The sequence below is a fragment of the Pirellulales bacterium genome (genome assembly GCA_036499395.1).
Taxonomy (GTDB): Bacteria; Planctomycetota; Planctomycetia; order Pirellulales; family JACPPG01; genus JACPPG01.
Genome location: DASYDW010000122.1, coordinates 300,157 through 323,749, shown reverse-complemented (window position 1 = coordinate 323,749; position 23,593 = coordinate 300,157). Strand labels below are relative to the sequence as shown.

The following is a 23,593-nucleotide window of genomic DNA, read 5'->3' as shown; positions in this document are numbered from 1 at the left end:
GCGCGCCGAGGAAGTGTTCAGCCGGCAAGTGCGCGCGGTGCTTGCGCCGATTGTCATCGGCGAGTCGATCCCGTCTTCATCGGAATTCACCGATTTACTCGTAGCACTCGAGTACTTCATTCCCGAAGTCATCGAAGAGATTCATCAGGAGTGGAAAGGGATTGGACTGGACGGCGTAGTACCAATTCGGGCGAAGAAAACCGCGGAACGCGAAATCGAAATCATCGGATTCGCGTACGTCTTCAGGCGAGAGCCCTGGTCTCCGGTCGTCCACCTGCGTGCACGAGTTTCAGAGTTCAAGGACGAGTTATCGTCATTTGCTTGCAGGATCGGGGAACGCGGAGTGGCGGGAGATAGCCAGTCTCGTCCGCCAGCCATCGAGAGAAAGGCCGCACTGCTCGCTTTGGATGCAAACGCGATTGACTGGGCATATGCCGTGGCTTTCGGCGAGGACGCCGACTAACAAAGTCATAGGACATTCCAAGCAAAATCAACCATGCACTGCCACCGCTTTCACGACCGTCCGATTTCTCGCCGCGAAATGCTGTCGCGCTGCGCGAATGGGTTTGGTGCGGTGGCACTGGCAGCGCTCGCGGCTGATCCGACGTATGGGGCCACCGCCTCGCTCGATAATTCGGTGGCGGCAGGCCCGCTGGCCGAGGGACCATCGCATTTTCGGCCCAAGGCGACCCGCGTAATCTTCCTGTTCATGGACGGCGGACCGTCGCAGGTCGATACGTTTGATCCCAAACCACGGCTAGCGCGCGAGCACGGCCAGCCGATCAAAGTGCCGGTGGCGCCGACGCAGTTCGATAACGTCGGTATGGTCCTCGATTGCCCCTGGAAGTTTCGGCAATACGGTGAAAGTGGCATTCCAGTCAGCGATTTGTTTCCACATGTCGGCCGTTGCGTAGACGACATGGCGATCATTCGCTCGATGACGTCGAACTTTTCCGAGCATACGAACGCTAACTATTTCATGCACACCGGGCTCGGCCAGCAAGGCCGCCCCAGCATTGGCGCTTGGGTCACTTATGGCCTGGGAAGTCAGTGCCAGAATCTTCCAGGCTTCGTCGTGCTCAACAGCGGCATGATTCCGCCCGGCGGAGTCGATTGTTTCGGCAGCGGCTTTTTGCCCGTGGCCTATCAAGGTTCTTCATTTCGCGCAGGCGAACAACCGGTAGCAGATTTGCGAGCCTTGGAAGCACGCCCTGAACATCAGCAGAGCAAAGCAGCGCTCATGCGGCAGTTGGATCGACAGTTGCTCGCCCGCTCGCCGCATGATGATCGGCTGGAAGGGGCCATCGCGAATTACGAACTCGCGTTCCGCATGCAAACAGCCGTGCCGGAGCTGAGCGACATCTCGGGCGAGACACGAACCACACACGAAATGTACGGGCTGGACGATCCGCGCACCGAGGTCTTCGGCCGGCAATGCCTGCTCGCGCGGCGGCTGATCGAACGTGGCGTCCGGTTCGTTGAGGTCTTACCGCAAGACCTCGGCTTCGATCGCTGGGACCAACACAGCAAATTGAAGGAAGGGCACGCCAAGAACGCCTTTGCGACTGACAAGCCCATCGCGGCTTTATTGACCGACTTGAAAGCGCGCGGGTTGCTGGACGAGACTCTGGTGGTTTGGGGGGGCGAGTTCGGCCGCACGCCGATGGCGCAAGGATCCGACGGGCGTGACCACAACCCATTCGGCTTTACGATGTGGATGGCCGGCGGCGGTGTGAAAGGGGGCATCATTCACGGTGCGACCGATGATTACGGCTATCACGCTATCGCCGACAAGGTGCAGATTCACGACCTGCACGCCACGATGTTGCACCTGCTAGGAGTCGACCATAAGCGGCTGACCTACCGCTTCGGCGGTCGTGACATGCGGCTGACCGATGTACATGGCGAGCTGATCGAGCCGATTCTGGCCTAATTCCAGGCCGCCGCGGTCGACGGATCGGGCAGTTTTCACCCGCGTCCTCAAGGCGATAGGGAGCCACTTCTCCGTTAGCTAACTAAATATTTTTTCGCTTGATATTGACGCGACTTTTTCGGCATGTTTGAATACCTACCGTTCGGTATACGGTCATCCCTGGTTGCCAAAACTACGCAATCCGACTTTCCCTCCGCGACTGCGACGAGTTGTTACGAGTGTCCCTACCCGTTTCCCACGGCACGGCTTCGAGCGAAATTGCCGAGCGCATTGCGCGCGCGGCAGCGCGTCTTTTTGCCTCGGAGGGTTATGACGCCACGAGCGTGCGCAACATCGTCGAAGCGGCGAACGTCACGAAACCGACGCTGTATTACTATTTCGACAGCAAAGAGACGCTCGCCCAGCGACTCCTGCTCGACGCGCTCGAAAAGCTGACCACCGGAATGCGCAGCATTCTGGCTGGCTCGGCTCCCGCGACCGAAAAGCTCGTCGCGTTGATCGACGAGCATTTCCGTCTCTGCCGCGACGATCCCGATCGGGCTCGTTTTGCCTATGCCGTCTTCTTTGGACCGCGAAATTCCCAACTGTCGACCATGTTGGCTGACGTGGGCCAAGAGCTGACCGAGTTAGTGACAAGCGTCGTGGGAGCCTTGGCGGCGGAAAGAATTATCGCCGCCGAGCGAACTGAGGAATGTACCGCCGCCGTGCGCGGCCTGGTCGCAATTTACACGATGGATTATTTGTACCGCGACCTGAACCTCGACGCCGGTCTGGCGCGTCGACTGGTCGTGGATCTTTTGGAAGGATTCTCCGATCACGCCGCTCGCCACTTGGGCGAGCCGCAAAGGAATTGAATTCTATGCAAATTTCGGGATTGAAAACTCCGCTAGCACTTGTCGGCCTGTCGCTGTGCATTGTTGCTGCCGGCTGCGGGCATGACGACGTCGAACCGCTGGCCGCGCCGACCGGTCCCAAGGTCGTGCCGGTCACGGTCGCCACCGCAGCGCGACGCACGATCGATACCACGGTCGACGTTGTCGGTACGCTCAAAGGGTGGGAAGACGTCAAAGTCGGTGCCGAGAAATCAGGCCGTGTCGTCAAGGTCCTGCATGATGTCGGCGATCGTGTAAAGCCGGGCGAGCCGCTCGTGGAACTCGAGGCGATCAATGCTGACCTGGCGATACGTCAGGCTGAACAGCGATTGATTTCCGAGCTCGCCAAGCTCGGCTTGCACGAGCTGCCGAACGCCGATTTCGACTTCTCGCGCCTACCCGCCGTCCGGCAAGCGCAGGCCGCCGCCGACCGTGCCGAGCAGAAATACGCTCGCGAGCAGCATCTGGCTGAGAAGAAAGTCAACACGGTCGAATCGATGCAAGATGCCGAGTTCGAATTGCGTGACAAAAAAGCGGCGCTTGATAACGCACTGCTTTCGGCCCGCGCCACGCTGGCTGCTGCGATGGCCAGCCGAGTCGAGTTGGACGTCGCCCGGCAAGCGCGCGAGGACCTGGTGGTTCGCGCGCCAGAGCCGACGAAGCCTCCGACAGGCCTGACCGAACCGCTCGAATTTGCGATCACTAAACGCATGGTGTCCGAAGGGCAGATGATTCGCGAAGGAGAGCAAGTCGCACAGTTGATCATCGACAAGCCGCTACGGATGTGGGTCAACGTCCCTGAGAAGTACACGCCCTACGCCGGCGTCGGCCAGCAGGTACGCCTGACGGTCGCGTCGCATCCAGGCCGTGTCTTTGACGGCACCGTGGTATGGATCAATCCCTCGGTCGATGCGGAAAGCCGTACCTTCCAGGTCGAAGTTTCCATCCCCAACGAGGACCGCGCTCTGCGTCCCGGTGGATTCGTGAAGGCGTCGGTCATCACCAATCGCGCCAACGAGCGAACCATCGTGCCGATCGAAGCCATCGTCCGCTTCGCCGGCGTCACGAAGCTGTTCGTCGTTCACGACGGTAAAGCCCAGGCCGTGTCGGTCGAAACCGGAACCGAGGGGGAGGGCTGGATCGAGGTGCAGGGCGAAGTACCCACCGACGCAACGGTGATCACGAGCGGTCAAACGCAACTGGCCGACGGCACGGCTGTCACGATTCGTCATCCCGACGAGCAGCCAGCCGCTGAAGCCGCGCGTGCGAATCAGGAACACGAACGTTCGCCGTCCGCTACCAAGGCCGGCTAAGCCTACGACGAGTAACACATGGGCATTTCGGACATCTGCATTCGCCGGCCGGTTTTTACCTGGGTACTGGTTGCCTCGCCAGTCGTGCTCGGCATCCTGTCGTACTTCCGGCTGGGTGTGGACCTCTTTCCCAACGTTGATTTTCCAGTCTGCGCCGTCACGACGACGCTTCCCGGTGCCAGCGCCGAAGAAATGGAAACTTCGGTCACGAAGCCCATCGAGGACGTGATCAACACGGTGTCGGGAGTCGATGCAATTCGCTCGGTCAGTTCCGAGGGTATGTCGATCGTCACAGTCCAGTTTCTGTTGTCCAAAAATGGCGACGTCGGCACGCAAGAGGTGCGCGACAAAGTGAGTTCCGTCCTTGCGCAACTGCCGAAAGGGACCGAAAAGCCGATCGTCGACCGCTTTGAAACTGACGCCATGCCGATCATGACGATCGCCATCTCGGGCCGGCGCGACCTGCGCGAGATCACGGAAATGGCGCGCAAGCAGATCAAGGAACAGTTGGAGACGGTCAGCGGTGTCGGCCTGGCCACGATCGTGGGCGGTCGCACGCGGGCCATGAACGTGACGGTCGATACTGACAAGCTCGTCGCCTATAAGCTCTCGATTGCCGACGTGCAATCGGCACTGGAGCGGCAAAACATCGAAGTCCCGGGGGGCCACATCGAGCAAGGCCCGCGCGAAATGGTGGTCCGCACCCTGGGGCGGCTGACCAACGCCACCGAGTTCAACAACATCATCGTCGCCAACCGTGGTGGCTACCCGATCCGCATCAAGGACATTGGCGAGGCGGTCGACTCGGTCGAAGAGCCGCGTTCGATGGCACGGCTCGACGGGCAGCCGGCCGTCAGCGTAATGGTGCAGAAGCAGTCGGGAACGAATGTCGTCAAAGTCACGGACGACGTCAAAGCGAAGCTGAATCGCGTCCGCGCTGCGCTGCCGCCGGATGTGCGGATCGAAATCACGCGCGATCAATCGCGGTTCGTGAAGAAATCGATCGAAGAGGTGAAGTTCCACTTGCTGCTGGCCGCGGGGCTGGTGTCGGCCACAATTCTGCTATTCATTCGCGATTGGCGCACCACGATCATCGCGACCTTGGCCATTCCCACGTCGATCGTGCCGACGTTTGCCTTCATGTACTACATGGGCTTTACGCTCAACAACATCACGATGCTGGGGCTAATTCTGGCGATCGGCATCGTGATCGACGATGCCGTGGTGGTCCACGAGAACATTTTTCGCCACATGGAAGAACACGGCCTGAACGCCATGGAAGCGGCTCGCATTGGCACGCGCGAAATCGTGCTGCCGGTTATGGCCACGAGCCTGTCGCTGGTCGTGATCTTTCTGCCGCTGGCGTTCATGGGGGGCGTCGTCGGACGGTTTTTCTCCAGCTACGGGTTGACCGTGGCGTTTGCCATCGTGATGAGCTTATTCGTCTCATTCACGCTTACGCCCATGCTGTGTAGCCGATTCCTCAAGCTCGAACCGGGCGAGGGGGGGCACGCGAAGAGCAAGTCGGGCTTTATTTGGCGCATCGTCGATAGCGCCTACGGATTGATCCTGCGCGGTTCATTGCGGGCCAAATGGCTGGTCGTGCTCGTAACGATTCTGGTCGTCGCCAGCACCGTGCCGATTGGCAAGATCATGGGGTTGGCCCTGATTCCGCGCGACGACCAAAGTGAATACGAAGTTCATGTGATCACGCCCGAGGGTTACTCTCTGGAACGCACGGACAAAGTCATGGCCGAACTGGAAGCCCGACTATGGAAAGTGCCCGGCACGGTGCATGTCTTCACAACGATCGGTAGCACGAATCGCAGTGCCAAGGGGCAAGGCAGCGTCACCGAGGGGTCGATCTACGTCCGCATGAAAGAGCTGGACGAGCGGGATTATTCACAGTTCGCCATCCAGCAGGAAGCTCGTAAGCTGCTGGCCGATTACCCGGATTTGCGCGCGAGCGTTAATGATGTTTCACCGTTCCAAGGGGGCGGTCGTGCTCAGGTGTTTCAGGTGGAAATGCATGGCCCGGACCTGGAAGGGTTGGCGAAGTATTCGGATGAGCTGATCGAAAAAATGAGAGTCGCCGGGGGACTCTCGGACCTCGATACCACGCTCGCGTTGCGCAAACCCGAGTTGCAGGTCAGGGTAGATCGCGAAGCGGCGAGCGACCTGGGGATATCGGTCGGTACGATCGCCGATTCGTTGCGGATTCTTGTCGGCGGCATGCCCGTCTCGACGTTCCGCGATGGTGGCGAGCAGTACGACGTCTGGTTGCGGGCACAGCCGGGGGATCGTTCGAGCGTGCAAGACCTGTATGGTCTGTCGGTCGCGTCGCCAACGGTGGGCGCCGTGTCATTATCGAATTTAGCGCGGCTCGACGAGCAGCGTGGTCCCAGCCAGATCGAGCGGAAGGATCGGCAACGCCTGGTAACGGTGCTGGCCAATCCGGACGGCATCGCGCTGGGCGAAGCAGTCACGCGCACGCGCGACGTGCTGGAAAAGATGAATCTCCCCCCTGCCTACTCCTTCAACTTCGGCGGTCAGGCCGAAACGCTGGCCGAAACTGGCTACTACTTGATCATCGCCTTCGTATTATCGATTCTGTTCATGTATTTGATCCTGGCGGCGCAATTTGAAAGCTGGGCACAGCCGATCGCTATTCTGATGGCACTGCCAGTGACGATTCCGTTCGGCCTTCTGTCGCTAGTGATTGCGCGGACGCCGATGGATATCTACGCGATGTTCGGCCTGTTCATGCTGGTGGGCATCGTCAAGAAAAACGGTATCTTGCAGATCGACGCCACGAATCAATTGCGCGAGCGCGGCACGCCCCGGCACGAGGCGGTGATCGAAGCCAACCACACCCGGCTCCGCCCGATCCTGATGACCACCGTGATGCTCGTGGCCGCCATGATTCCGATTGCCCTGGGGACTGGCCCCGGCTCGGGGGCGCGAGCCAGCATGGCCAAGGTGATCATCGGCGGGCAATCGTTGTCGCTGCTACTGGCCTTGATCGTAACACCAGTGTTCTACGTGCTGCTCGACTCATTTGGTAGCTTCCTGCATCGCATCGGCGTCCGCTTCGCGGTCGAACAGACACCCAGTGCGACGCAAAAAGCGACGATTCCGCCGCCAAACGTCAAGCCAGCCGCCGAGCGGGACGAGCTGGCCGAAGAAAGCCTGGTTTAACGCCGGCGTCAGCAGGCGCGGCTTCGAACGCATTGGCGATTAGAATCGTGGCAGTATGATCGTAGTGCTTTATCACTTGTCGTTCGTCACTCAACATTCCGCGCTTCTCTCATGACGCTCGAGTATGAACCGGCCCAGGCTATTGCTGCCATTGGCCGCGCCGACAAGTACATGGCGAAACTGATTCGCCGCGTTGGGCCACTCGAGTTGCAGCCGAGCAAAATCGACAACACTTTTCAAACGCTGGTCCGCGCAATCATCTACCAGCAACTCTCGGGCAAAGCAGCCGCCACGATCCATGGCCGCGCTGTCGACGCTTTCGGCACGCGCAAGAAAATAACTCCTGAGCGACTCTTGTCGGCAAAGGACGAAGCGCTGCGCGCCGTCGGCCTATCGCGGGCGAAGGCGGCGGCCGTCAAGGACCTGGCCGCCAAAACGCTCGATGGAACAGTCCCCACCGTGGCGAAGTTGCGCAAAATGAGCGACGAGGAAATCCTCGAACGATTGACCAGCGTGCGCGGGATCGGTGTCTGGACCGTTGAAATGCTGCTGTTGTTTCGCTTGGGCCGTCCGGATGTGTTGCCGATCTCGGACCTGGGAGTCCGTAAAGGCTTTATGCTCACCTACGGGCATAAAGAGATGCCCAAACCCACGGCCATTCTCGAACATGGCGAGCGGTGGCGCCCCTATCGCTCGGTCGCCAGTTGGTACCTGTGGCGCGCGGTCGACGTGGCCGCCAAAGCGCCCGTGCCCATGTAGCTGATGGCTGCTCTCCGCGTCATTCCCGTTCTCGACCTGATGCACGGAGTTGTTGTCCGCGGCATTGCGGGACGGCGCAGCGAGTATCGGCCCATTGAAAGCTTGCTTTGTAACTCGGCTGATCCAGTCGTCGTGGCGCGCGGCATCATCGAGAAGCTTGGGCTCTCGGAGTTTTATATCGCGGACCTTGACGCGATTGCGGGCGCCGAGCCGGCCTGGGATCTTTATGGGCAATTGATTGGCACTGGCGCCAGATTGATCATTGATGCTGGCGCAGGAGACGAAGCACGCGCGAAGGCACTGGCCGATTTTCGCACGCGTGAGGCGTCACTGTCCGGCGTCATTGTGGGGCTTGAAAGCCTTGCGCCGGTTGATGGCGAACAGCGAGGTCGTGGCAATGGCGAACCCACTCTCGGCGCCCCCCGTCACCCTGCCCTCTCCCCCTGCGGAGGCGAGGGATTAAGCGCGGCGCTGCGATCGTTGGTTGGCGTGGTGGGTCCGGAACGAATCGTTTTCAGTCTCGATCTCAATGCTGGCCAGCCTTTGACGAACGTGACCGCGTGGCGCGCGATGGCGCCGCTTGCGATTGCCGAAGCCGCGATCGCGGCGGGCGTCCGACGGCTCATTGTGCTGGACCTGGCCAACGTCGGTGTCGACGGTGGCGTTGGGACGCTTGCGCTGTGCCATGAGCTGCGTACGCGGCAACCGCATATCGAAATCATTGCCGGCGGCGGAGTGCGTGGGCCAGACGATCTCGCGCACATGGCATCGGCCGGATGCAACGCGGCACTCGTGGCATCGGCCTTGCATGATGGAAGAATTGATTTCGCATCAATAAGCAATTCGGCTTCTGAATAGGTGAAAGCGAGCCATTCAAAATGGGAGCGATTGGTTGCTTGACATACATTGCTCTTCTATGTATCGTCACGTTTATGGCTATTTCCAAGGACCTTGTCGCCGCGTCGGCACGACCGATCTTGCTCGCCATCCTCGAACGTGGCGAGAACTATGGTTACGCCGTTATTCAGGAAGTTCGAAGGCTTTCTGGCGGCCAACTTCAGTGGAGCGACGGAATGCTTTATCCCGTGCTTCATCGCCTGGAAAAAGAAGAGCTAATCACGGCAACGTGGAAAACGTCCGACGAAGGGCGACGACGCAAGTATTACAAGTTGAACCGGCAGGGGACGAAGGCCTTGTGTGCGGAACGAGCGCAATGGTACGCCGTTCACTCGACTCTCGCACAACTATGGGGTACTGATCCATGTTTGACCTAGAGCAAAGCATATCGCAGTGGCGTACCGCACATTCGTCGCAGGGAGCGGCTAACACCGACGCCCTCAACGAACTTGAGTCTCACATGCGCGATGAAATCTCGGCGCTTCTTACGCGAGAACTCTCGGCCGAAGAAGCATTCCTCGTCACGGTACTCCGGATGGGTGCTCCTCAAGACGTCGCAGCCGAATTCGCCAAAGTCGATTGCCGAGTGGTGTGGATGAATCGCCTGAAATGGATGCTAGCCGGCTATCTGTTGACTAACCTGGGATCGTTGACGTTCACGTTCTCGACGCGGCTACTTGAGGTGTTGGCATCGGATGTTGGAATTTCGACTGGAGCCACTGCCCTAATTGCTTGCTATGGTCCAATAGCGCTGTTCGCGATCGTTGGCATAGCGATCTTTAAATCAAGACTCATGGCACAATTGCGCCGAGTCGCCGAACGATCACGTCGCTATTTCTCGGTCGCGTCAATTGTTTTTGGCTGCTGCGCCGCGATTTTAATGATGAATTGCGTATCCTTCATGTGCGAAGTTACGATCTTCAGTCCGCCGAGTAGAAACGTTCATCTTTGGCAATTCACAGCCTACCGTAATTCTCTAATAACGGTGCTAGGCCCAATGGCAGCTGTGGTGCTCCTGTTTTCTCTCCGGCAATCACATCGCGAAAAGGCAGTGGCTCCGGGAGGGGTAGAATAGACTCGTCCCCAAGCTGCGGTCACGTGGGCGTCGCTAAGAAAACGTCACAACGACTCTACAACCACTTGGGCGGGCGTTTTTCAAGAAATGCCGCCAGGCCCTCGGCCGCGGCTTCCGTAGTTCGCGAGGTGGCGCTGGCTGCGGCCCCTGCCGACAGTTGCGTCAGCATGTTCTCGCCGATTGTTTCATTCAGTAGCATTTTCGTCAGTAGCAGCGACTCGGGCGCGCAGGCCGCGCATTCGCCGGCCAATTCAACGGCGCGCAGCCACGTATGCTCGGGCGAGACCAGCCGGTGAAAAGCGCCGATGCGGTGTGCTTCCTTGGCGTCGATCAGGTTGCCGGTCAGTAGCAGTTGCGCCGCATGGCCAGCGCCGATGCGAAACACCAAGAGCGGCGCTACGAGCCCGGCCACGATACCACGACGCGCCTCGGGAAAGCCGAAACGCGCGTCTTCAGCCGCCACGACGATATCGCATGCCAGGACCAGCCCTGCGCCACCTGCCACGGCTGGACCGTTCACAGCGGCAATCAGCGGCTTGGGAAAGCGCAACATCGCCTCGATCAATTCCAGATACAACACCGCGTCATCGTGCCACTGGACGCGTGGGTCTTCGCTTTCTTTGGTGGCGCGCATCTCAGCCAGATCCATACCCGCACAAAATGTCGAGCCAGATCCGGTTATGATTACGGCCCGCACGCGACGCTCGAGATGCAAATCCCCCAGCGCTTCGATTAATGCCCGCAGCAGGTCGCGCGACAGGGCGTTGCGCCGCTCGGGGCGATTGAGGATAATCGTGCCTGTGTTTTCGTGAACGTTGATGCGCAGAAGAGACATGTGGGTAGTGGCTAGTTATTAGTAGCCAGTTGTTGGTCGTCGGTTGAACAGTTCTATCTGCCCATCACACCTGGTAGACGCCCACGCGGAATGGTTCGTCGCTGGCGTGCCGCGTGGCTAGTTCCAGGGCGAAAATCAATTCCTCGCGAGTTTGCGCGGGATCAATGATTCGATCGACCCAGCCGCGGGCCGCACCGTAGCGGGCGTCCATCTGCCGGTCGTAATCGCCTTTCACCTTGTCACGCAGTGCGGCCATTTCCTGGGCGTCCACGGCGTGCCCTTGTCGTTCCAGGCTTTTGACCATCACGTCCAGAAGTGTGCTCGTGGCCTGTTCGCCCCCCATCACCGCACAGCGGGATGAGGGCCAGGCGAAAACCAGCCGCGGATCGAATGCCTTGCCGCACATTGCGTAGTTGCCCGCACCGTACGATCCGCCGACGAGCACGGTTAACTTTGGTACCCGGCTGTTGGCGATGGCGTTGACCAGCTTCGCGCCGGCTTTGATGATCCCTTCTCGCTCGCTGTCCCGCCCGACCATGAAACCGTTGACGTCCTGCAGGAACAGAATCGGCAGCCAGTCCTGGTTGCAATTCATCACGAACCGCGCGGCCTTCTCTGCGCTGTCGACATACAGCACACCGCCGAACTGAATCGGACCATCGGCCGGGCGAACCTGATGATGCTGGTTGGCCACGATACCAACGGGAAAGCCTCCGAGTCGCGCTGTTCCGCAAACCAGCGACTGGCCGTACTCGGCCTTGTATTCGTCAAAGGAATTCGCATCCACGATGCACGATAGCACGTCGCGTACCTCGTAATCGCGCCGAGGATTCGGGTTCACCAGTTCGTAAATGTCTTCCGGCGGTCGCGCCGGCGGCAACGGTTCGTGTCGAGTGAAAGGGGCAGGCGGCACAATGGGGTCCGCATGCACCACGGAGACCAGTCGTCGCAAACGATCCAAGCATGTCGGATCGTCGGGGTCGCGGTAGTCGATCGTGCCGCTTACCTGGGCGTGCATCTTCGCGCCCCCTAACGCCTCGCTATCGACGGTTTGGCCGATGGCACTGCGCACGAGCGCCGGCCCGGCCAGGTACAATCCCGATCCTTCGGTCATCAGCAGCTTGTCGCACAGGACCGGCAGATAGCCTCCGCCAGCGACGCAGTTGCCCATGATCGCCGAGATCTGCCCCAAGCCGGCCGCGGACATCACGGCGTTATTGCGAAAGATGCGCCCGAAATCGTCTTCATCCGGAAAGACGTCTTCCTGCAGTGGCAAGAACACACCGGCCGAGTCTACCAGGTAGACCAGCGGCAAACGATTCTGAAACGCCACACGCTGGGCCCGCAGCACTTTCTTAGCTGTGGCCGGAAAGAACGCGCCGGCCTTCACCGTGGCGTCGTTGGCGATGATCATATGCCGGCGTCCAGCGACCGTGCCGACACCGCAAACGACGCCGGCCGAGGGGGCACCGCCCCATTCGGTATACATCTCCCACGCGGCCCACAGCCCGATTTCAAAAAACCGAGTGTCCGGGTCGATGAGTTTTTCGATGCGCTCGCGGGCCGTGAGCCGCCCCTTTTCGTGCTGTCGGGCGATCGCTTTTCGCCCGCCGCCCAGAGCGATATCCGCTTCCTGCTTGCGAAACTCGGCGGTCAACTCGGCCAGGGTTGTCGTATCTCCGGGAAGCGTGGGAGGCATTGCGATGGCGTTCTCGGAATCAGTGAAAAGGGGACCAAATCGGCCGGCTGATTGCGGCAAGCCATGCATCATAGCAGCCCCGGGGAGAGGGCAAAGCCATCGGATCGGCCGGCAGGCGCTGGGTCCTACAACCGGCCACGGCGAGCGTTCGCGTTTCAAAAAGGCAACTGGCGATCAGCGCCAAATGATGCCGCCGGTCATCACGATCGCGAGCCAGACGCCCACGGCCGAGGCCCTGGACGATTCGTTAGTCCCGTCCGAATAATGACTTGGAGCAAGTCAGCCGCCAGATGCCATGTTCTTTGGCATTTCGAGTGCTTCTTGGCCACTCGCCCCCATGCGGCACGTCACCTCTCTCTCGACGCTATTCAGCACGTCCCTGGCGACTCCTAGAAGGAATGCACCTTGCGTAAGCCCGTCCAGAAATCCGTCGTGCGTCGCAATTCTGCTCCGGCAAAATCCGCTCCGGCAAAACACAGCCGAGCGGGTTCGCCGCAACGGCCTGTTCGTCAGGTACGTCCCGACCGCCCTCTGGTGGGCGCCGAAAGTAACGAGGGATTGCCCGAGGATCCGGAACTGGCCATTGAAGTCGACGACGATTTGGAAGCGGCCGAAGATCCGGCCTCGGCCGACGCCGAAGCCGAGACCGAGGAGTTTGGCGAGGTCAGCTTTGATACCGGCTCGGAAGACCGGATCGACGACCCCATTCGCATCTACCTGATGCAAATGGGCGAAATTCCGCTGCTGACGCGCGACGAGGAGATCTCGGCAGCCAAGCAGATCGAGTTCACCCGCACCCGCTTTCGCGACAACATGCTGGCCAGCGACTTCGTGCTGCAAGGTGCGGTCACTCTGCTGAAGAAGGTTCGCGACGGCGAATTGCGTCTCGACCGCACAGTCGAAGTTTCGGTGACCGACGCCGCCGAAAAGAAGCAAATCCTGTCCCTGCTGACTCCGAATCTCGGCACACTCGATCACCTGCTGCGACAAAACGTGCGCGATTTCCGGATCGCGATCTCGAAGCGCCAGCCCCGAGCACAACGTAAGGCCGCCTGGCGTCGCCTGGTGCTGCGTCGCCGCAAAGCGGTGCGCCTGGTCGAAGAGTTGAACCTGCGCACGCAGCGGCTCCAGCCGGTGATGGACAAGCTGATCGAAGTCTCGCAACGAATGGGGACGCTGGTCGATCAGCTTCGCGGGTTACGGCAGCACGGCGCCCCGGACGAAGCCGTTAAGCGGCTGCGCGACGAGCTGCATTACCTGATGCGAATCACGCTCGATAGCCCCGCCACGCTGGCTCGCCGGATTCACAACACCCTCGAGTACCAGTCGCGATACGACGCCGCGAAGCGCGTCCTGTCGGCCGGCAACCTCCGACTGGTGGTGTCGATCGCCAAACGCTACCGCAACCGCGGCCTGAGCTTCCTGGATTTGATTCAGGAAGGGAACACGGGCTTGATGCGGGCTGTCGACAAGTTCGAGCACGCCCGTGGCTATAAGTTTTCGACTTATGCCACGTGGTGGATTCGCCAGGCGATCACCCGCGCGATCGCCGACCAAAGCCGCACGATCCGCATGCCGGTACACATGATCGAGACAATGAGCCGGGTCCGCATGGTGGCCCGCGACCTGGTGCAACGCACCGGACGTGAACCGTCGGTCGAGGAAGTCGCGGCCGCGGCCAAGTTGACGCTGGAAGAAGCGGCATGTGTTCTGAAAATGACCCGCCATCCCCTGTCGCTCGACCAGCCGGTCGGCGACCACGACGACAGCTTCTTTGGAGAATTCGTGGAAGATCACCGCAACGACGATCCGCTGGCCGAAATGAGCCAGCAAGCCCTGAAGCAGCGGATCGCCATGGTTTTGGAAGAGCTGAACTATCGCGAGCGTGAGATTCTACGTCTGCGATACGGCCTGGCCGACGGCTACTCATACACGCTGGAAGAAGTCGGCCAGATCTTCTCCGTAACCCGCGAGCGCGTCCGCCAGATCGAGGCCAAGGCCGTCCGCAAGCTGCAGCACCCGATGCGATCGAAGGCGCTCAACGGCTTTGTCGACGAAGTGGAGAGCGCGTAGGAACTTTCTTAAGTTTCGACAATTATCCGCGATGTGCGCTCGTCACGTCGCCACTACCGAGACGTTGCCCCCGAGCAGAGAGAGAGGCCGAGGGCTTGTGCGCAGAGCCGTCAACCGGTTGGTTGACGGCTCTGCACTTTTTTTGTAGCTATCGTCTTGGAGCACGGCTCGTCCGGGCAAGCTCTTCATGCCCATGCTGTACCCACTGCTTAACGCAGTGCGTTTCGCTCAAAAAACAACGACGACCGCATGCGGGGATCTGCCCCTTTCGCCGCATGCGTCCGTTCCCGCTAGTTCTGTTTTTTTGGGCGACTCGCCGCATCGTTGACTCTCTTGAAGTCAATCAAAGCAGCGATTGCGATTCCACAGAACAATCGCGAGAAACCACCCGGGATATTGGTAAGAACAATAGCCAACTCTCCGCCGGGCGGCTCGTCGTGTTTTCGCTCGCGCTCTCTCAGCTGACCGTGGCGCTCGCGATCTTCTTGGAAACGCGCTGGCGCGCGTGAGCCATCCCGACACCCGCGCAGGCCAAGCTCGCCAACAACAAGCTTCCCGGCTCAGGCACCGCGGTCAGCGTCACGAAGCCGGTCGTGTACAACTGGCTGGTGTCCCAGACATAGCCGGGAGTCGTTTCAATGCGATCAAAATGCTGCCCTGCCGCCAAGGCACCATTCCAAGCGAAAAGCTGAAACGACTGGCCGACCATCGAAGCAGGGCCGACTCCCGATACGAACTCAAGGTCGAGCGTTCCCGCCAGTTGTGCATGAACCCCGAAGTCAACATAAATACGTCTGGTTAATTCGGGACTCCACAGCAACATGCGCAGCGAACTTGTCGGATCCATCGTCAAAGCTTGTTGGACCTCAACGTCAAAGGGACCCGCAAAGTACGGAACTGGCGTGTTATTGATGGCAAGAGATTCCCCAGGCCCGAGCGCAAGAACACCAATCGTACCGTTGGGCATGATCGTATTATGAAGAAGCGCCTCGTTCTGCCACGAGTAAGGCAACCGAGCCAGAGTCAGATCTGCATCGGCGAAGTTTGCCCCGCTCAGATTTGCGCCAGCGAGGTTCGCAGAGACGAGACTTTGTCCCGTAAAATTCCAACCGCTCAAATTCAAATCGCCCAGACTGACCCCCTGTAGGTTCCCGCTCTGGTAACTGCCGGTCGAATACAACTGCTGCTGTGTGAACCCCGTCGAACCGTCAAAAATCGCGCCGGACCTAAGAAACTGTGACACAAACGGATTGTACGCAATGGTTGAATTCGTAAAGTCGACACCGGAGAGCAGAGCGTTCTGGAAATTCGTCGTCACCAGATCTTGCCCCGTCAAAGTCCAATTGCTGAGATTACTTCCCCAGAATTGGATACCGGTCAGGTCGTGGTTTTGGTAGTTGGCTGTCGAATAGAACTGTTCCGCTGTGACGTTCGAACCAGAAAAATTTGCGGAATGAACGACGGCTCCTTGCAGGTTGGCGCCGGTCAAATTGGCATTGCCTAAATTCGCACTCGTCAGATCTTGATTCGTCAAATTCCAGTTTGTGAGATTGTCGCCGGAGAGGCCAATAGCAGTTAGTGCTCTCTGCTGATAGCTGGCGGTCGAATAGAGTTGGACATTTGTGAGGTTAGTTAATCCCAGTTCAGCATTGGCGATGTTCGCGCCCGAGAGGTCGGCGGCGGCAAGATTTGCCTGCGACAGATCTGATCCGGCGAGTTTTTGCCCCGCCAGGTTCCATCCCGAGAGATCTAGCGCGCTAAAACGAATTAACGACAGGTCATGATTCTGATAACTGGTGGTTGAATAGAGTTGTTCCTTCGTGAAGCCAACGGCGTTTGAAAAATCGGTGAGCCGTGGGACGAAGGCAGTCGTGGATCCCGTGATGTTTGCGGCGGCGAAGTTTGCGCCCGCCAGCGTGGCGCCATTCAGCAGCGCACTGGAGAGATTGGCATTTGAGAAGTTCACGTTCGTCATCAGCGCTGTGCGTAGATCGGCTTGCGTCAAGGTCTGGCCCGCAAAGCTCCAGCCGGAAAGATCGTTACCACGGAAATCGACGTATGACATATCCTTGCTCTGATAGCTAGCAGTTGAGTAAATCTGTTGAGCGGTGACGCCGAGAGCGCCGCTGAAATGTGTGCCGCTGACCGTGGCGCCCGTCATGTTGGCGTCAGCCAGCGAGGCCCCCGTGAAGTTCGCAACTATCAGATTTGCCTGGGAGAGATTCGCGCCGACCAGGTTGGCGCCTTGAAGATTAGCGTTTTGCAAGTTCGCCAGGTGCAAGTCGGCGCTAGTCAGGTTGGCGCCTTGAATGCTCGCACTCTGCAAGGTCGCCTGGTGCAGGTCAGCATCATTTAGGTTGGCGTTGTTAAATCTCGCCTGACGTGCATCAGCGGCAACTAGTTTTTCCCCAGAGAGATTCGCCCCCTGGAAATTAACGCTTTCCAGAATGGCGCCGCTAAAGTTCACGCCCGGAAACGCCACGTTCGCGAAGTTCTGTGCCGACAGATTGGTGCCGACGAGCGTTGCCCCCGTCAGCGTGGCTGTCGAGAGAATTGTGCCGCGAAAGTCCCAGCCACTGAGATCGTCATTTGTAAAATTGATGTTGCCTAGATCGCCATTTTGATAGGTTGTCGTCCCGTAAAATTGCTGAGCCGTTAGTAATGAGTTGCTGAAGTCTGCCGCACGCACGCTCGCCCCCGTTAGATTTACGTTGGACATATCCAGCGAGTCCAGTCCCGCGGTTGTCAAATTGGCATTCGTAAAGTCGACACCCTTCACCGTAGCGCCTGTGAAATCAGCGCCGATAAGATTCTGCCCCGATAGATTCCAGCCTTGTAGGTTGTCTCCGCCGAATTGCGTGCGGTAGAGGTCATGATTCTGGTAGTCGAGCGTGGAGTACATCTGGGAGGCGGTGATATTGACGTTACGAAGATCGGCTTCTTGAATGCGGGCACCCGTAAGGTTCGCGCCCGTAAAGTCAGCCGCGCGGAGCGAGGCCAGTGCGAGCGAAGCGCCGGCCAGATCCTGCGCTGCAAAGCTAATCCCGTTGAGGTTGATGCCAGCTAAGGAGATGCCACGCAAGTCGTGACTCTGGTAGCTGGCCGTCGACGTGAGCTGGGCAATCGCGAGGTTGCTAGCGTCGAAATTTGCTCCTTGGACGACAGCGCCTGACAGGTCGGCACCGGTTAATGTCGCAAAGCGAAACGTCGAATTGCTTAAATCCTGGTCGGATAAATTAGCACCACCCAGATTTGCAGCCGTGAGATCGAGTCCGTGCAAGTCATGGACCGAGTAATTCGCAGTCGCATATAGTTGGGCTGCCGAAATGTCGGAATGTGAGAAATTGGCCCCCGTAATCGTGGCACCGGTAAGATTGGACCCCATCAACGTCGTGTAGTCGAAGGCCGCTCCGCTGAGGTCAGCTCGTGAAAAGTCTGCACCGCTGGCATCAGCAAAGCTAAAGTCCGCGGCGGTCAGTCGAGCATTTATGAAACTAGCCGTCGGCACGAGGGACCCGTAAAAACTCGCTCCGTCCAACCAACTGCCATCGAACTTGGCCGCGGTCAGGTCAAGTCCGCCTGCGCCGCCGTTGCCGAAATTCGCATACGGCAGTTCGTGCCCCGCCGAATTCCAATTCGACAAATCTATGCCCGGACCAGGTGCAATGCCGGCCGTACCGGCTATCGGCTGTCCAGTCTGCAGGTCATAAATGTCGGCACGCGCGGTATTGCCCAAGAAAACAAGTCCGGACGCCAGAGCCACGCTACCGGCCAGAACGGCCGTGCAGCGCAATGCGCAGACGGAGAATAAGAACGACATGATTGCTGTACCTCAATAATATTAACTGTTCCGAAACGTCGGCCATGAACCGCGGAATCAAGCACTCCGCGATTCCCTCGCTGCCGGATAAAACTATTCGAGTCGAAACCCGTCGAGTCGAAAGTTCTGCCGGAGGCCAACCTGCGCAGCAGCGCATAGAAATGCCGCTGCGCGACGATAAAAACGATGATCGAAACGAAAAACAACGTAGACATGATCGTGAAAATAAAATGTTCCTGAGAAACGTCGCAGCCACAAAAGCTCGCGACGCCAAGGGATATGCGGAGACAAAGATGCGGCCATAAGGGCCACGATCAAAGCCAACCGCACTAAAAGAAACGGTCACCGTCGCGCCTAGCCGCGCGTCGATACCGCTATCGAGATTTCCGCTACACTAGCGTGCCCAGCGCTCATTTGTCGGCGGGGCGCCTCTTCCCCTGCCATGCCCGGAGCATAGCGGCCGCGGCATGGCAAAGTCAACCAGAATCTTTGAAATACTTGCTGATTAACAAACTACATATTTGTAGTGGCATATAAGCACAAGAACGGTGGCGCAGCCGTTATTTAATACATTTGATCAGCCTCGTAGCGCATTTATTAGCATAGATACCTTTTCTCTCCCCTGTTGGCCGCGCGGCCAAGTTCCACAACTGAACGTGCGTCGACTTTGTCGCTCCGAAATCGCCCCATTCATTGGCTCACACGTCCTTGATGTCTCAACATTCCTCGTCGCCCGCTTCGCATACCACACCTTCCGACGGGCCGGCACATTTACGAAAGACGCTTGGACCGGTCACTCTGTGGGGTTTGGGCGTCGGTTACGTGATCTCGGGCGACTATTTTGGCTGGAATCTGGGGCTTGCCGCCGGCGGTAGCGGCGGACTGCTGATCGCCTTTCTGCTAATGAGCACGATGGCCGTCGCCTTTGTCTTCAGCTACACCGAAATGGCGTGCGCGATTCCTCGGGCGGGCGGCGTGTTCGTATACGCCACGCGTGGGTTGGGAACGGCGGTCGGCTTCCTGGGGGGAACCGCGCAGGCGATCGAGTTCCTCTTCGCCCCGCCAGCGATCGCGATGGCTATCGGTACTTACGTGAACCAATGGTTTCCCGACTTCGATCGACGACACACAGCATTGGTCGCCTATTTGGCCTTCACTGCTCTGAACATGTGGGGCGTGCGTCAGGCAGCAGCGTTCGAGCTGTTTGTCACCGTGATGGCCGTGGCCGGAATCGCGTTATTCGCCGGCATCGCCCTGCCCCATTTCCAGTTAGCGAACTACACCGCCAACGCGTTTCCGCAGGGCGCAGGAGGCATCCTGGCCGCGATTCCCTTCGCTGTGTGGTTTTATGTCGCGATCGAAGGTGTCGCCAATGCCGCCGAAGAAGCTCGCAATCCGCAGCGCGACGTTGCATTGGGCTTCGGCTTCGCAATTCTGACACTCGTGTTGCTGGGAGGAATTGTCCTGGGCGGGAGCGTGGGCGTTGGGGGTTGGGAGCGCGCCGTTTATGAAGATCATCATCTCAGCATCAATGACAGTGGCCTTCTCGCAATCGGCAGGGATGCCACGCCCGCCGATAACCCGCTGCTGCTGGCGGCCTCACAGGTCATCTCGCCCGAGTCGAAGTTATTTCACGCACTGGTGGGCATTGGCCTGTTGGGATTTATTGCCTCGTTCAACGGCATCGTGCTGGTCGCAGGCCGAGCACTGTTCGACATGGGTCGCGTCGGCTTTCTGCCGCATGTATTGGGCAGGGCGCATCCGCGGACCGGCACGCCTGTCAATGCGCTGGCTTTGAACTTTGCGATTGGCGTCGTGTCGATCTATTTTCTCGACACCGCCGGCTTGATCACGATGAGCGCGCTCGCCGCCGTGACACTCTATATCATTTCGATGACGGCGCTCTTTGCACTGCGGCGGCACGAGCCCGATTTGCCGCGCCCTTATCGGACGCCGTTTTATCCATTGCTGCCGGCGGTCGCCATGCTGCTTGCCACGTTAGCCCTGCTAATGATGCTCTACGGCAATTACAATCTGGCAGGCGCCGATAATCTGTTCGAGCGTTGGCTTAGCGTCTGGTACGTAACGATCCTGGCGGCAGCGATGCTCTATTACTACGGGATCGTTCGCAGGCGTTTAACCGCTGCCGATAGGGCGCAGTTTGGGCGCGTCGAGTGAAAACGAACCTTGGCCGGCGTAATGTCCTTAGCGGCCTCGCGTCGCGAGGAGATTTCCCGGCCACCAGAGATTGGCGGTAGCCAGTTCCAGTGCGCCGCGGTTTTTAAAATACCGGTTGCGCGCCGCAGCCTCGTCTTCGGCTAGCGCCCTCCCATGAAAGTCGTACAACGACCTAACGCAGCGCCACTCGATGAGCGCACGATCGCACGAGATTTGTAGCGGTTTCAACCGAGCCAGCTCCCAACTTCGCCACGCGGCCAATCCGCCAGCGACACCAATCGTTAACCACAAAAGAGAGGAAAGTCGGAACGATACGAGTCGTCGGGTGAGCATGCTCAGCCTCGTTGCCTGCGTTATCGATTTTTTCGCACTGCTCTGCGGCCACTCGAACGGCACGCTTGTCTAACGCATTTTGGGAATAAATCCAACCTGAGTCATCATTGGTCCTATCAAGCTACCTCGGAACGACGTGGAAATTCCACGCCGGCGTGGGGTAAACTGTGTCAGTGGCCCGGATCGCGAACGGTGGCCGGCCTTCCATTCTCGAGAAGCCGCAACAACGCATGACGTACAGCCTTTCGCTTGGCAAACGACGGTACCACTTCGCCGACTTGAAGTCGCTGCTGGCCAAGGCCACACCCGCGCGCAGTGGCGACGTGCTGGCTGGTGTGGCCGCGGAAAATGCCGAGGAACGCGTCGCAGCTCAAATGCTTTTGGCCGATCTTCCGCTGGAGCTGTTCCTCGCCGAGCCCGTGATTCCGTACGAAGTCGATGAAGTCACGCGGTTGATCGTCGATAGCCACGATCGGCAGGCATTCGCTCCGATCGCTGACCTCACTGTCGGGCAGTTCCGCGATTGGCTCTTGTCCTACGAAGTCGATGGCGATCGGTTGACGACGCTCGCACCAGGCCTGACGCCCGAGATGGTCGCCGCCGTTAGCAAGCTGATGCGCAATCAGGACCTGGTCCTCGTGGCGAGCAAGCGCCGCGTCGTGTCGAGATTTCGCGATACGATCGGCCTGCCGGGCCGATTGTCGGTACGGTTGCAGCCGAATCATCCCACCGACGATGCGCGCGGCATCGCGGCGTCAATCCTGGACGGTCTATGCTACGGCTGCGGCGACGCCGTGATCGGCATCAACCCGGCCAGCGACAATATGCCGGTAACGATCGACCTTTTAAAGTTGATCGACGAGCTGATTCAGCAGCACCAGATTCCCACGCAGTCGTGCGTACTGGCTCACGTCACGAACCAAATCGCCGCGATCGAACGCGGCGCGCCGGTCGATCTGGTGTTTCAATCGATTGCCGGAACCGAGACTGCCAATCAGAGCTTCGGGATTGATCTGAAATTGTTGACCGAGGCCCACGACGCGGCGCAGAGCCTGCGACGTGGCACAGTTGGCCAAAACGTGATGTATTTCGAGACGGGCCAGGGGGCATGCCTGTCAGCCGGCGGCCATCATGGCGTCGATCAGCAAACGCTCGAAGCCCGGGCATACGCCGTGGCGCGTCGGTTCGAGCCGCTATTGGTCAATACCGTGGTCGGCTTCATTGGACCGGAATATCTTTTCGACGGAAAGCAAATCATCCGTGCCGGCCTGGAGGACCATTTCTGCGGCAAGCTGTTGGGCCTGCCCATGGGCTGTGATATTTGCTACACCAATCACGCCGAAGCTGACCAGGACGACATGGATACCCTGCTTACGATGCTGGGCGTGGCCGGGTGCAATTACATCATGGGCGTGCCGGGCGCCGATGATTGCATGTTGAATTATCAGTCGACCTCGTTTCACGATAGCCATTACTTGCGGCAAGTGCTGAGGCTGCGGCCAGCCCCGGAATTTGAAAACTGGCTCGAAACGATCGGCGTGAGCGACGGCCAAAATCGTTTGCTGCCCGTCGGCGAACGGCATCGCCTGTTAACGGCAACGAAATCGGTCCCCACGGCATCCGGGAACGGCGGAGCCTAAAAGTTGACGAACGATCCGATCGCACGTCCCGACGCATGGCTACGACTGCGAGCGTTCACGCCAGCGCGTATCGCATTGGGACGCGCTGGCGCTAGTCTCCCGACCAGCGAGTTGCTCGACTTTCAGCTCTCGCATGCCCGGGCGCGCGACGCCGTTCATGCGCCATTTGATTCCGCGGAATTGGCCCGTCGCATCCAGCAATTGGGGATTACAACCATTTGCCTGTCGAGCGCCGCGCTGAACCGACAAGTTTTTCTCACGCGCCCCGACTTGGGACGCCAGCTCAATGATGCCAGCCGCTCGACTCTGGCCGGGGCCGCGGTTGCACTCTGTGACCAATCCGATTCGTCGCAGACGGCAACTCCGAAGGGCGTCGATCTGACGATTGTCGTTTCCGACGGTCTCTCGGCCTTGGCTGCGGAACGACAAGTGGTGCCGTTACTCGCTGCCTGGTTACCATTGCTCCGAGCCGAGCGTCGGACGATCTCGCCGGTCGTCGTGGTCGAGCGCGGGCGAGTTTTCGTGGAGGACGAGATCGGCGCTGCCTTCAGCGCGCAAGTGGCTGTTATCCTGATTGGCGAACGGCCGGGCCTTGGATCGCCGGACAGTCTCGGCGCGTATCTCGTCTATGCTCCACGACCGGGCCTATCGGATGCTCATCGCAATTGCGTTTCGAATATTCGTCCGCAAGGCCTGAGTCCTGAAAATGCTGCCCAAAAGCTGCATTATCTATTTCGCGAATCGCTGGCTCGACAGTTGAGCGGCATAGCGCTCAAAGATGAGAGCCTGGCAATCGACCGTGCGTCCCAAGACCCGCCGGTCGATGACGCTCGGTTGCTTACGGACGGCTGACCTAACGGTGGGCAGGCAATCGGCCGCACCACCTTTTGTGCGTAGGGGTTTGGCCAAGAATGCCGGCAAATCCGGCCTCGAAGGCAGGCCTAAGCCCTTTTCCCAGTGGCTTTTCT

At 59.1% G+C, this 23,593-nt stretch carries 17 protein-coding genes; 14 read left to right on the top strand and 3 right to left on the bottom strand.

The features are described from left to right. Window positions 1-13: 13 nt before the first annotated feature. The 9 genes from VGN12_24010 to VGN12_23970 all read left to right on the top strand — a co-directional run bounded on the left by VGN12_24010 (window position 14) and on the right by VGN12_23970 (window position 10,047). Window positions 14-463 (top strand): hypothetical protein, encoded by a 450-nt coding sequence (locus tag VGN12_24010; protein ID HEY4312535.1) that lies wholly within the window; start codon window positions 14-16, stop codon window positions 461-463. Between the two features lie 33 nt (window positions 464-496). Beyond that, window positions 497-1,933, top strand: coding sequence for a DUF1501 domain-containing protein (locus tag VGN12_24005; GenBank protein ID HEY4312534.1), 1,437 nt, complete (start codon window positions 497-499; stop codon window positions 1,931-1,933). A 218-nt stretch (window positions 1,934-2,151) separates the two neighbouring features. Continuing rightward, a complete protein-coding gene (locus VGN12_24000; GenBank protein ID HEY4312533.1) occupies window positions 2,152-2,787 on the top strand; it encodes a TetR/AcrR family transcriptional regulator in 636 nt (211 codons plus the stop codon). A gap of 5 nt (window positions 2,788-2,792) precedes the next feature. Beyond that, window positions 2,793-4,118: an efflux RND transporter periplasmic adaptor subunit gene (locus tag VGN12_23995; protein HEY4312532.1), complete on the top strand. Its 1,326-nt coding sequence runs from the start codon at window positions 2,793-2,795 to the stop codon at window positions 4,116-4,118. A gap of 18 nt (window positions 4,119-4,136) precedes the next feature. Then, the gene (locus VGN12_23990; GenBank protein ID HEY4312531.1) at window positions 4,137-7,316 is read left to right on the top strand and encodes an efflux RND transporter permease subunit; all 3,180 of its coding nucleotides are present in this window, start codon (window positions 4,137-4,139) and stop codon (window positions 7,314-7,316) included. 111 nt (window positions 7,317-7,427) lie between these two features. Continuing rightward, window positions 7,428-8,075, top strand: a complete 648-nt coding sequence (locus VGN12_23985; protein HEY4312530.1) for a DNA-3-methyladenine glycosylase — start codon at window positions 7,428-7,430, stop codon at window positions 8,073-8,075. A 3-nt stretch (window positions 8,076-8,078) separates the two neighbouring features. Beyond that, the gene (locus tag VGN12_23980; GenBank protein ID HEY4312529.1) at window positions 8,079-8,933 is read left to right on the top strand and encodes a HisA/HisF-related TIM barrel protein; all 855 of its coding nucleotides are present in this window, start codon (window positions 8,079-8,081) and stop codon (window positions 8,931-8,933) included. 38 nt (window positions 8,934-8,971) lie between these two features. Further along, window positions 8,972-9,349 carry a helix-turn-helix transcriptional regulator gene (locus VGN12_23975; GenBank protein ID HEY4312528.1) on the top strand — a complete coding sequence of 126 codons (378 nt, stop codon included), beginning with the start codon at window positions 8,972-8,974 and terminating at the stop codon, window positions 9,347-9,349. Next, window positions 9,337-10,047: a permease prefix domain 1-containing protein gene (locus tag VGN12_23970; protein HEY4312527.1), complete on the top strand. Its 711-nt coding sequence runs from the start codon at window positions 9,337-9,339 to the stop codon at window positions 10,045-10,047. Before VGN12_23975 ends, VGN12_23970 begins: the two co-directional genes overlap by 13 nt. A 55-nt stretch (window positions 10,048-10,102) precedes the next feature. Here VGN12_23970 and VGN12_23965 read toward each other — a convergent pair whose 3' ends face one another. Then, complete coding sequence (locus tag VGN12_23965) at window positions 10,103-10,882, bottom strand: enoyl-CoA hydratase/isomerase family protein (GenBank protein HEY4312526.1); 780 nt, start codon at window positions 10,880-10,882, stop codon at window positions 10,103-10,105. Between the two features lie 64 nt (window positions 10,883-10,946). After that, complete coding sequence (locus tag VGN12_23960; GenBank protein HEY4312525.1) at window positions 10,947-12,581, bottom strand: acyl-CoA carboxylase subunit beta; 1,635 nt, start codon at window positions 12,579-12,581, stop codon at window positions 10,947-10,949. 405 nt (window positions 12,582-12,986) lie between these two features. Here VGN12_23960 and VGN12_23955 point away from each other — a divergent pair, with 405 nt between their 5' ends. After that, window positions 12,987-14,654, top strand: a complete 1,668-nt coding sequence (locus VGN12_23955; protein HEY4312524.1) for a sigma-70 family RNA polymerase sigma factor — start codon at window positions 12,987-12,989, stop codon at window positions 14,652-14,654. A 457-nt stretch (window positions 14,655-15,111) separates the two neighbouring features. Here the strand turns inward: VGN12_23955 and VGN12_23950 are convergent, their stop codons facing one another. Further along, on the bottom strand, window positions 15,112-18,474 hold the full coding sequence (locus VGN12_23950) for a pentapeptide repeat-containing protein (GenBank protein ID HEY4312523.1): 3,363 nt from the start codon (window positions 18,472-18,474) through the stop codon (window positions 15,112-15,114). Window positions 18,475-18,518: 44 nt separating this feature from the next. Here VGN12_23950 and VGN12_23945 point away from each other — a divergent pair, with 44 nt between their 5' ends. From VGN12_23945 to eutC, 4 genes are all read left to right on the top strand, one after another. Next, window positions 18,519-18,779 carry a hypothetical protein gene (locus VGN12_23945; GenBank protein ID HEY4312522.1) on the top strand — a complete coding sequence of 87 codons (261 nt, stop codon included), beginning with the start codon at window positions 18,519-18,521 and terminating at the stop codon, window positions 18,777-18,779. 406 nt (window positions 18,780-19,185) lie between these two features. Continuing rightward, window positions 19,186-20,652, top strand: coding sequence for an amino acid permease (locus VGN12_23940; protein ID HEY4312521.1), 1,467 nt, complete (start codon window positions 19,186-19,188; stop codon window positions 20,650-20,652). Between the two features lie 563 nt (window positions 20,653-21,215). After that, window positions 21,216-22,625, top strand: coding sequence for an ethanolamine ammonia-lyase subunit EutB (locus tag VGN12_23935; GenBank protein HEY4312520.1), 1,410 nt, complete (start codon window positions 21,216-21,218; stop codon window positions 22,623-22,625). Window positions 22,626-22,628: 3 nt separating this feature from the next. Beyond that, window positions 22,629-23,477 (top strand): ethanolamine ammonia-lyase subunit EutC, encoded by an 849-nt coding sequence (gene eutC, locus VGN12_23930; protein ID HEY4312519.1) that lies wholly within the window; start codon window positions 22,629-22,631, stop codon window positions 23,475-23,477. Window positions 23,478-23,593 lie beyond the last annotated feature (116 nt).

What these genes read in the sequence shown, in the direction of transcription:
- VGN12_24005 (HEY4312534.1), top strand. Translation starts at nt 497, where the DNA reads ATGCACTGCCACCGCTTTCACGACCGTCCGATTTCTCGCCGCGAAATG.
- VGN12_23995 (HEY4312532.1), top strand. Translation starts at nt 2,793, where the DNA reads ATGCAAATTTCGGGATTGAAAACTCCGCTAGCACTTGTCGGCCTGTCG.
- VGN12_23990 (HEY4312531.1), top strand. Translation starts at nt 4,137, where the DNA reads ATGGGCATTTCGGACATCTGCATTCGCCGGCCGGTTTTTACCTGGGTA.
- VGN12_23985 (HEY4312530.1), top strand. Translation starts at nt 7,428, where the DNA reads ATGACGCTCGAGTATGAACCGGCCCAGGCTATTGCTGCCATTGGCCGC.
- VGN12_23980 (HEY4312529.1), top strand. Translation starts at nt 8,079, where the DNA reads ATGGCTGCTCTCCGCGTCATTCCCGTTCTCGACCTGATGCACGGAGTT.
- VGN12_23970 (HEY4312527.1), top strand. Translation starts at nt 9,337, where the DNA reads ATGTTTGACCTAGAGCAAAGCATATCGCAGTGGCGTACCGCACATTCG.
- VGN12_23965 (HEY4312526.1), bottom strand. Translation starts at nt 10,882, where the DNA reads ATGTCTCTTCTGCGCATCAACGTTCACGAAAACACAGGCACGATTATC.
- VGN12_23960 (HEY4312525.1), bottom strand. Translation starts at nt 12,581, where the DNA reads ATGCCTCCCACGCTTCCCGGAGATACGACAACCCTGGCCGAGTTGACC.
- VGN12_23950 (HEY4312523.1), bottom strand. Translation starts at nt 18,474, where the DNA reads ATGTCGTTCTTATTCTCCGTCTGCGCATTGCGCTGCACGGCCGTTCTG.
- VGN12_23945 (HEY4312522.1), top strand. Translation starts at nt 18,519, where the DNA reads ATGAACCGCGGAATCAAGCACTCCGCGATTCCCTCGCTGCCGGATAAA.
- VGN12_23940 (HEY4312521.1), top strand. Translation starts at nt 19,186, where the DNA reads ATGTCTCAACATTCCTCGTCGCCCGCTTCGCATACCACACCTTCCGAC.
- VGN12_23935 (HEY4312520.1), top strand. Translation starts at nt 21,216, where the DNA reads ATGACGTACAGCCTTTCGCTTGGCAAACGACGGTACCACTTCGCCGAC.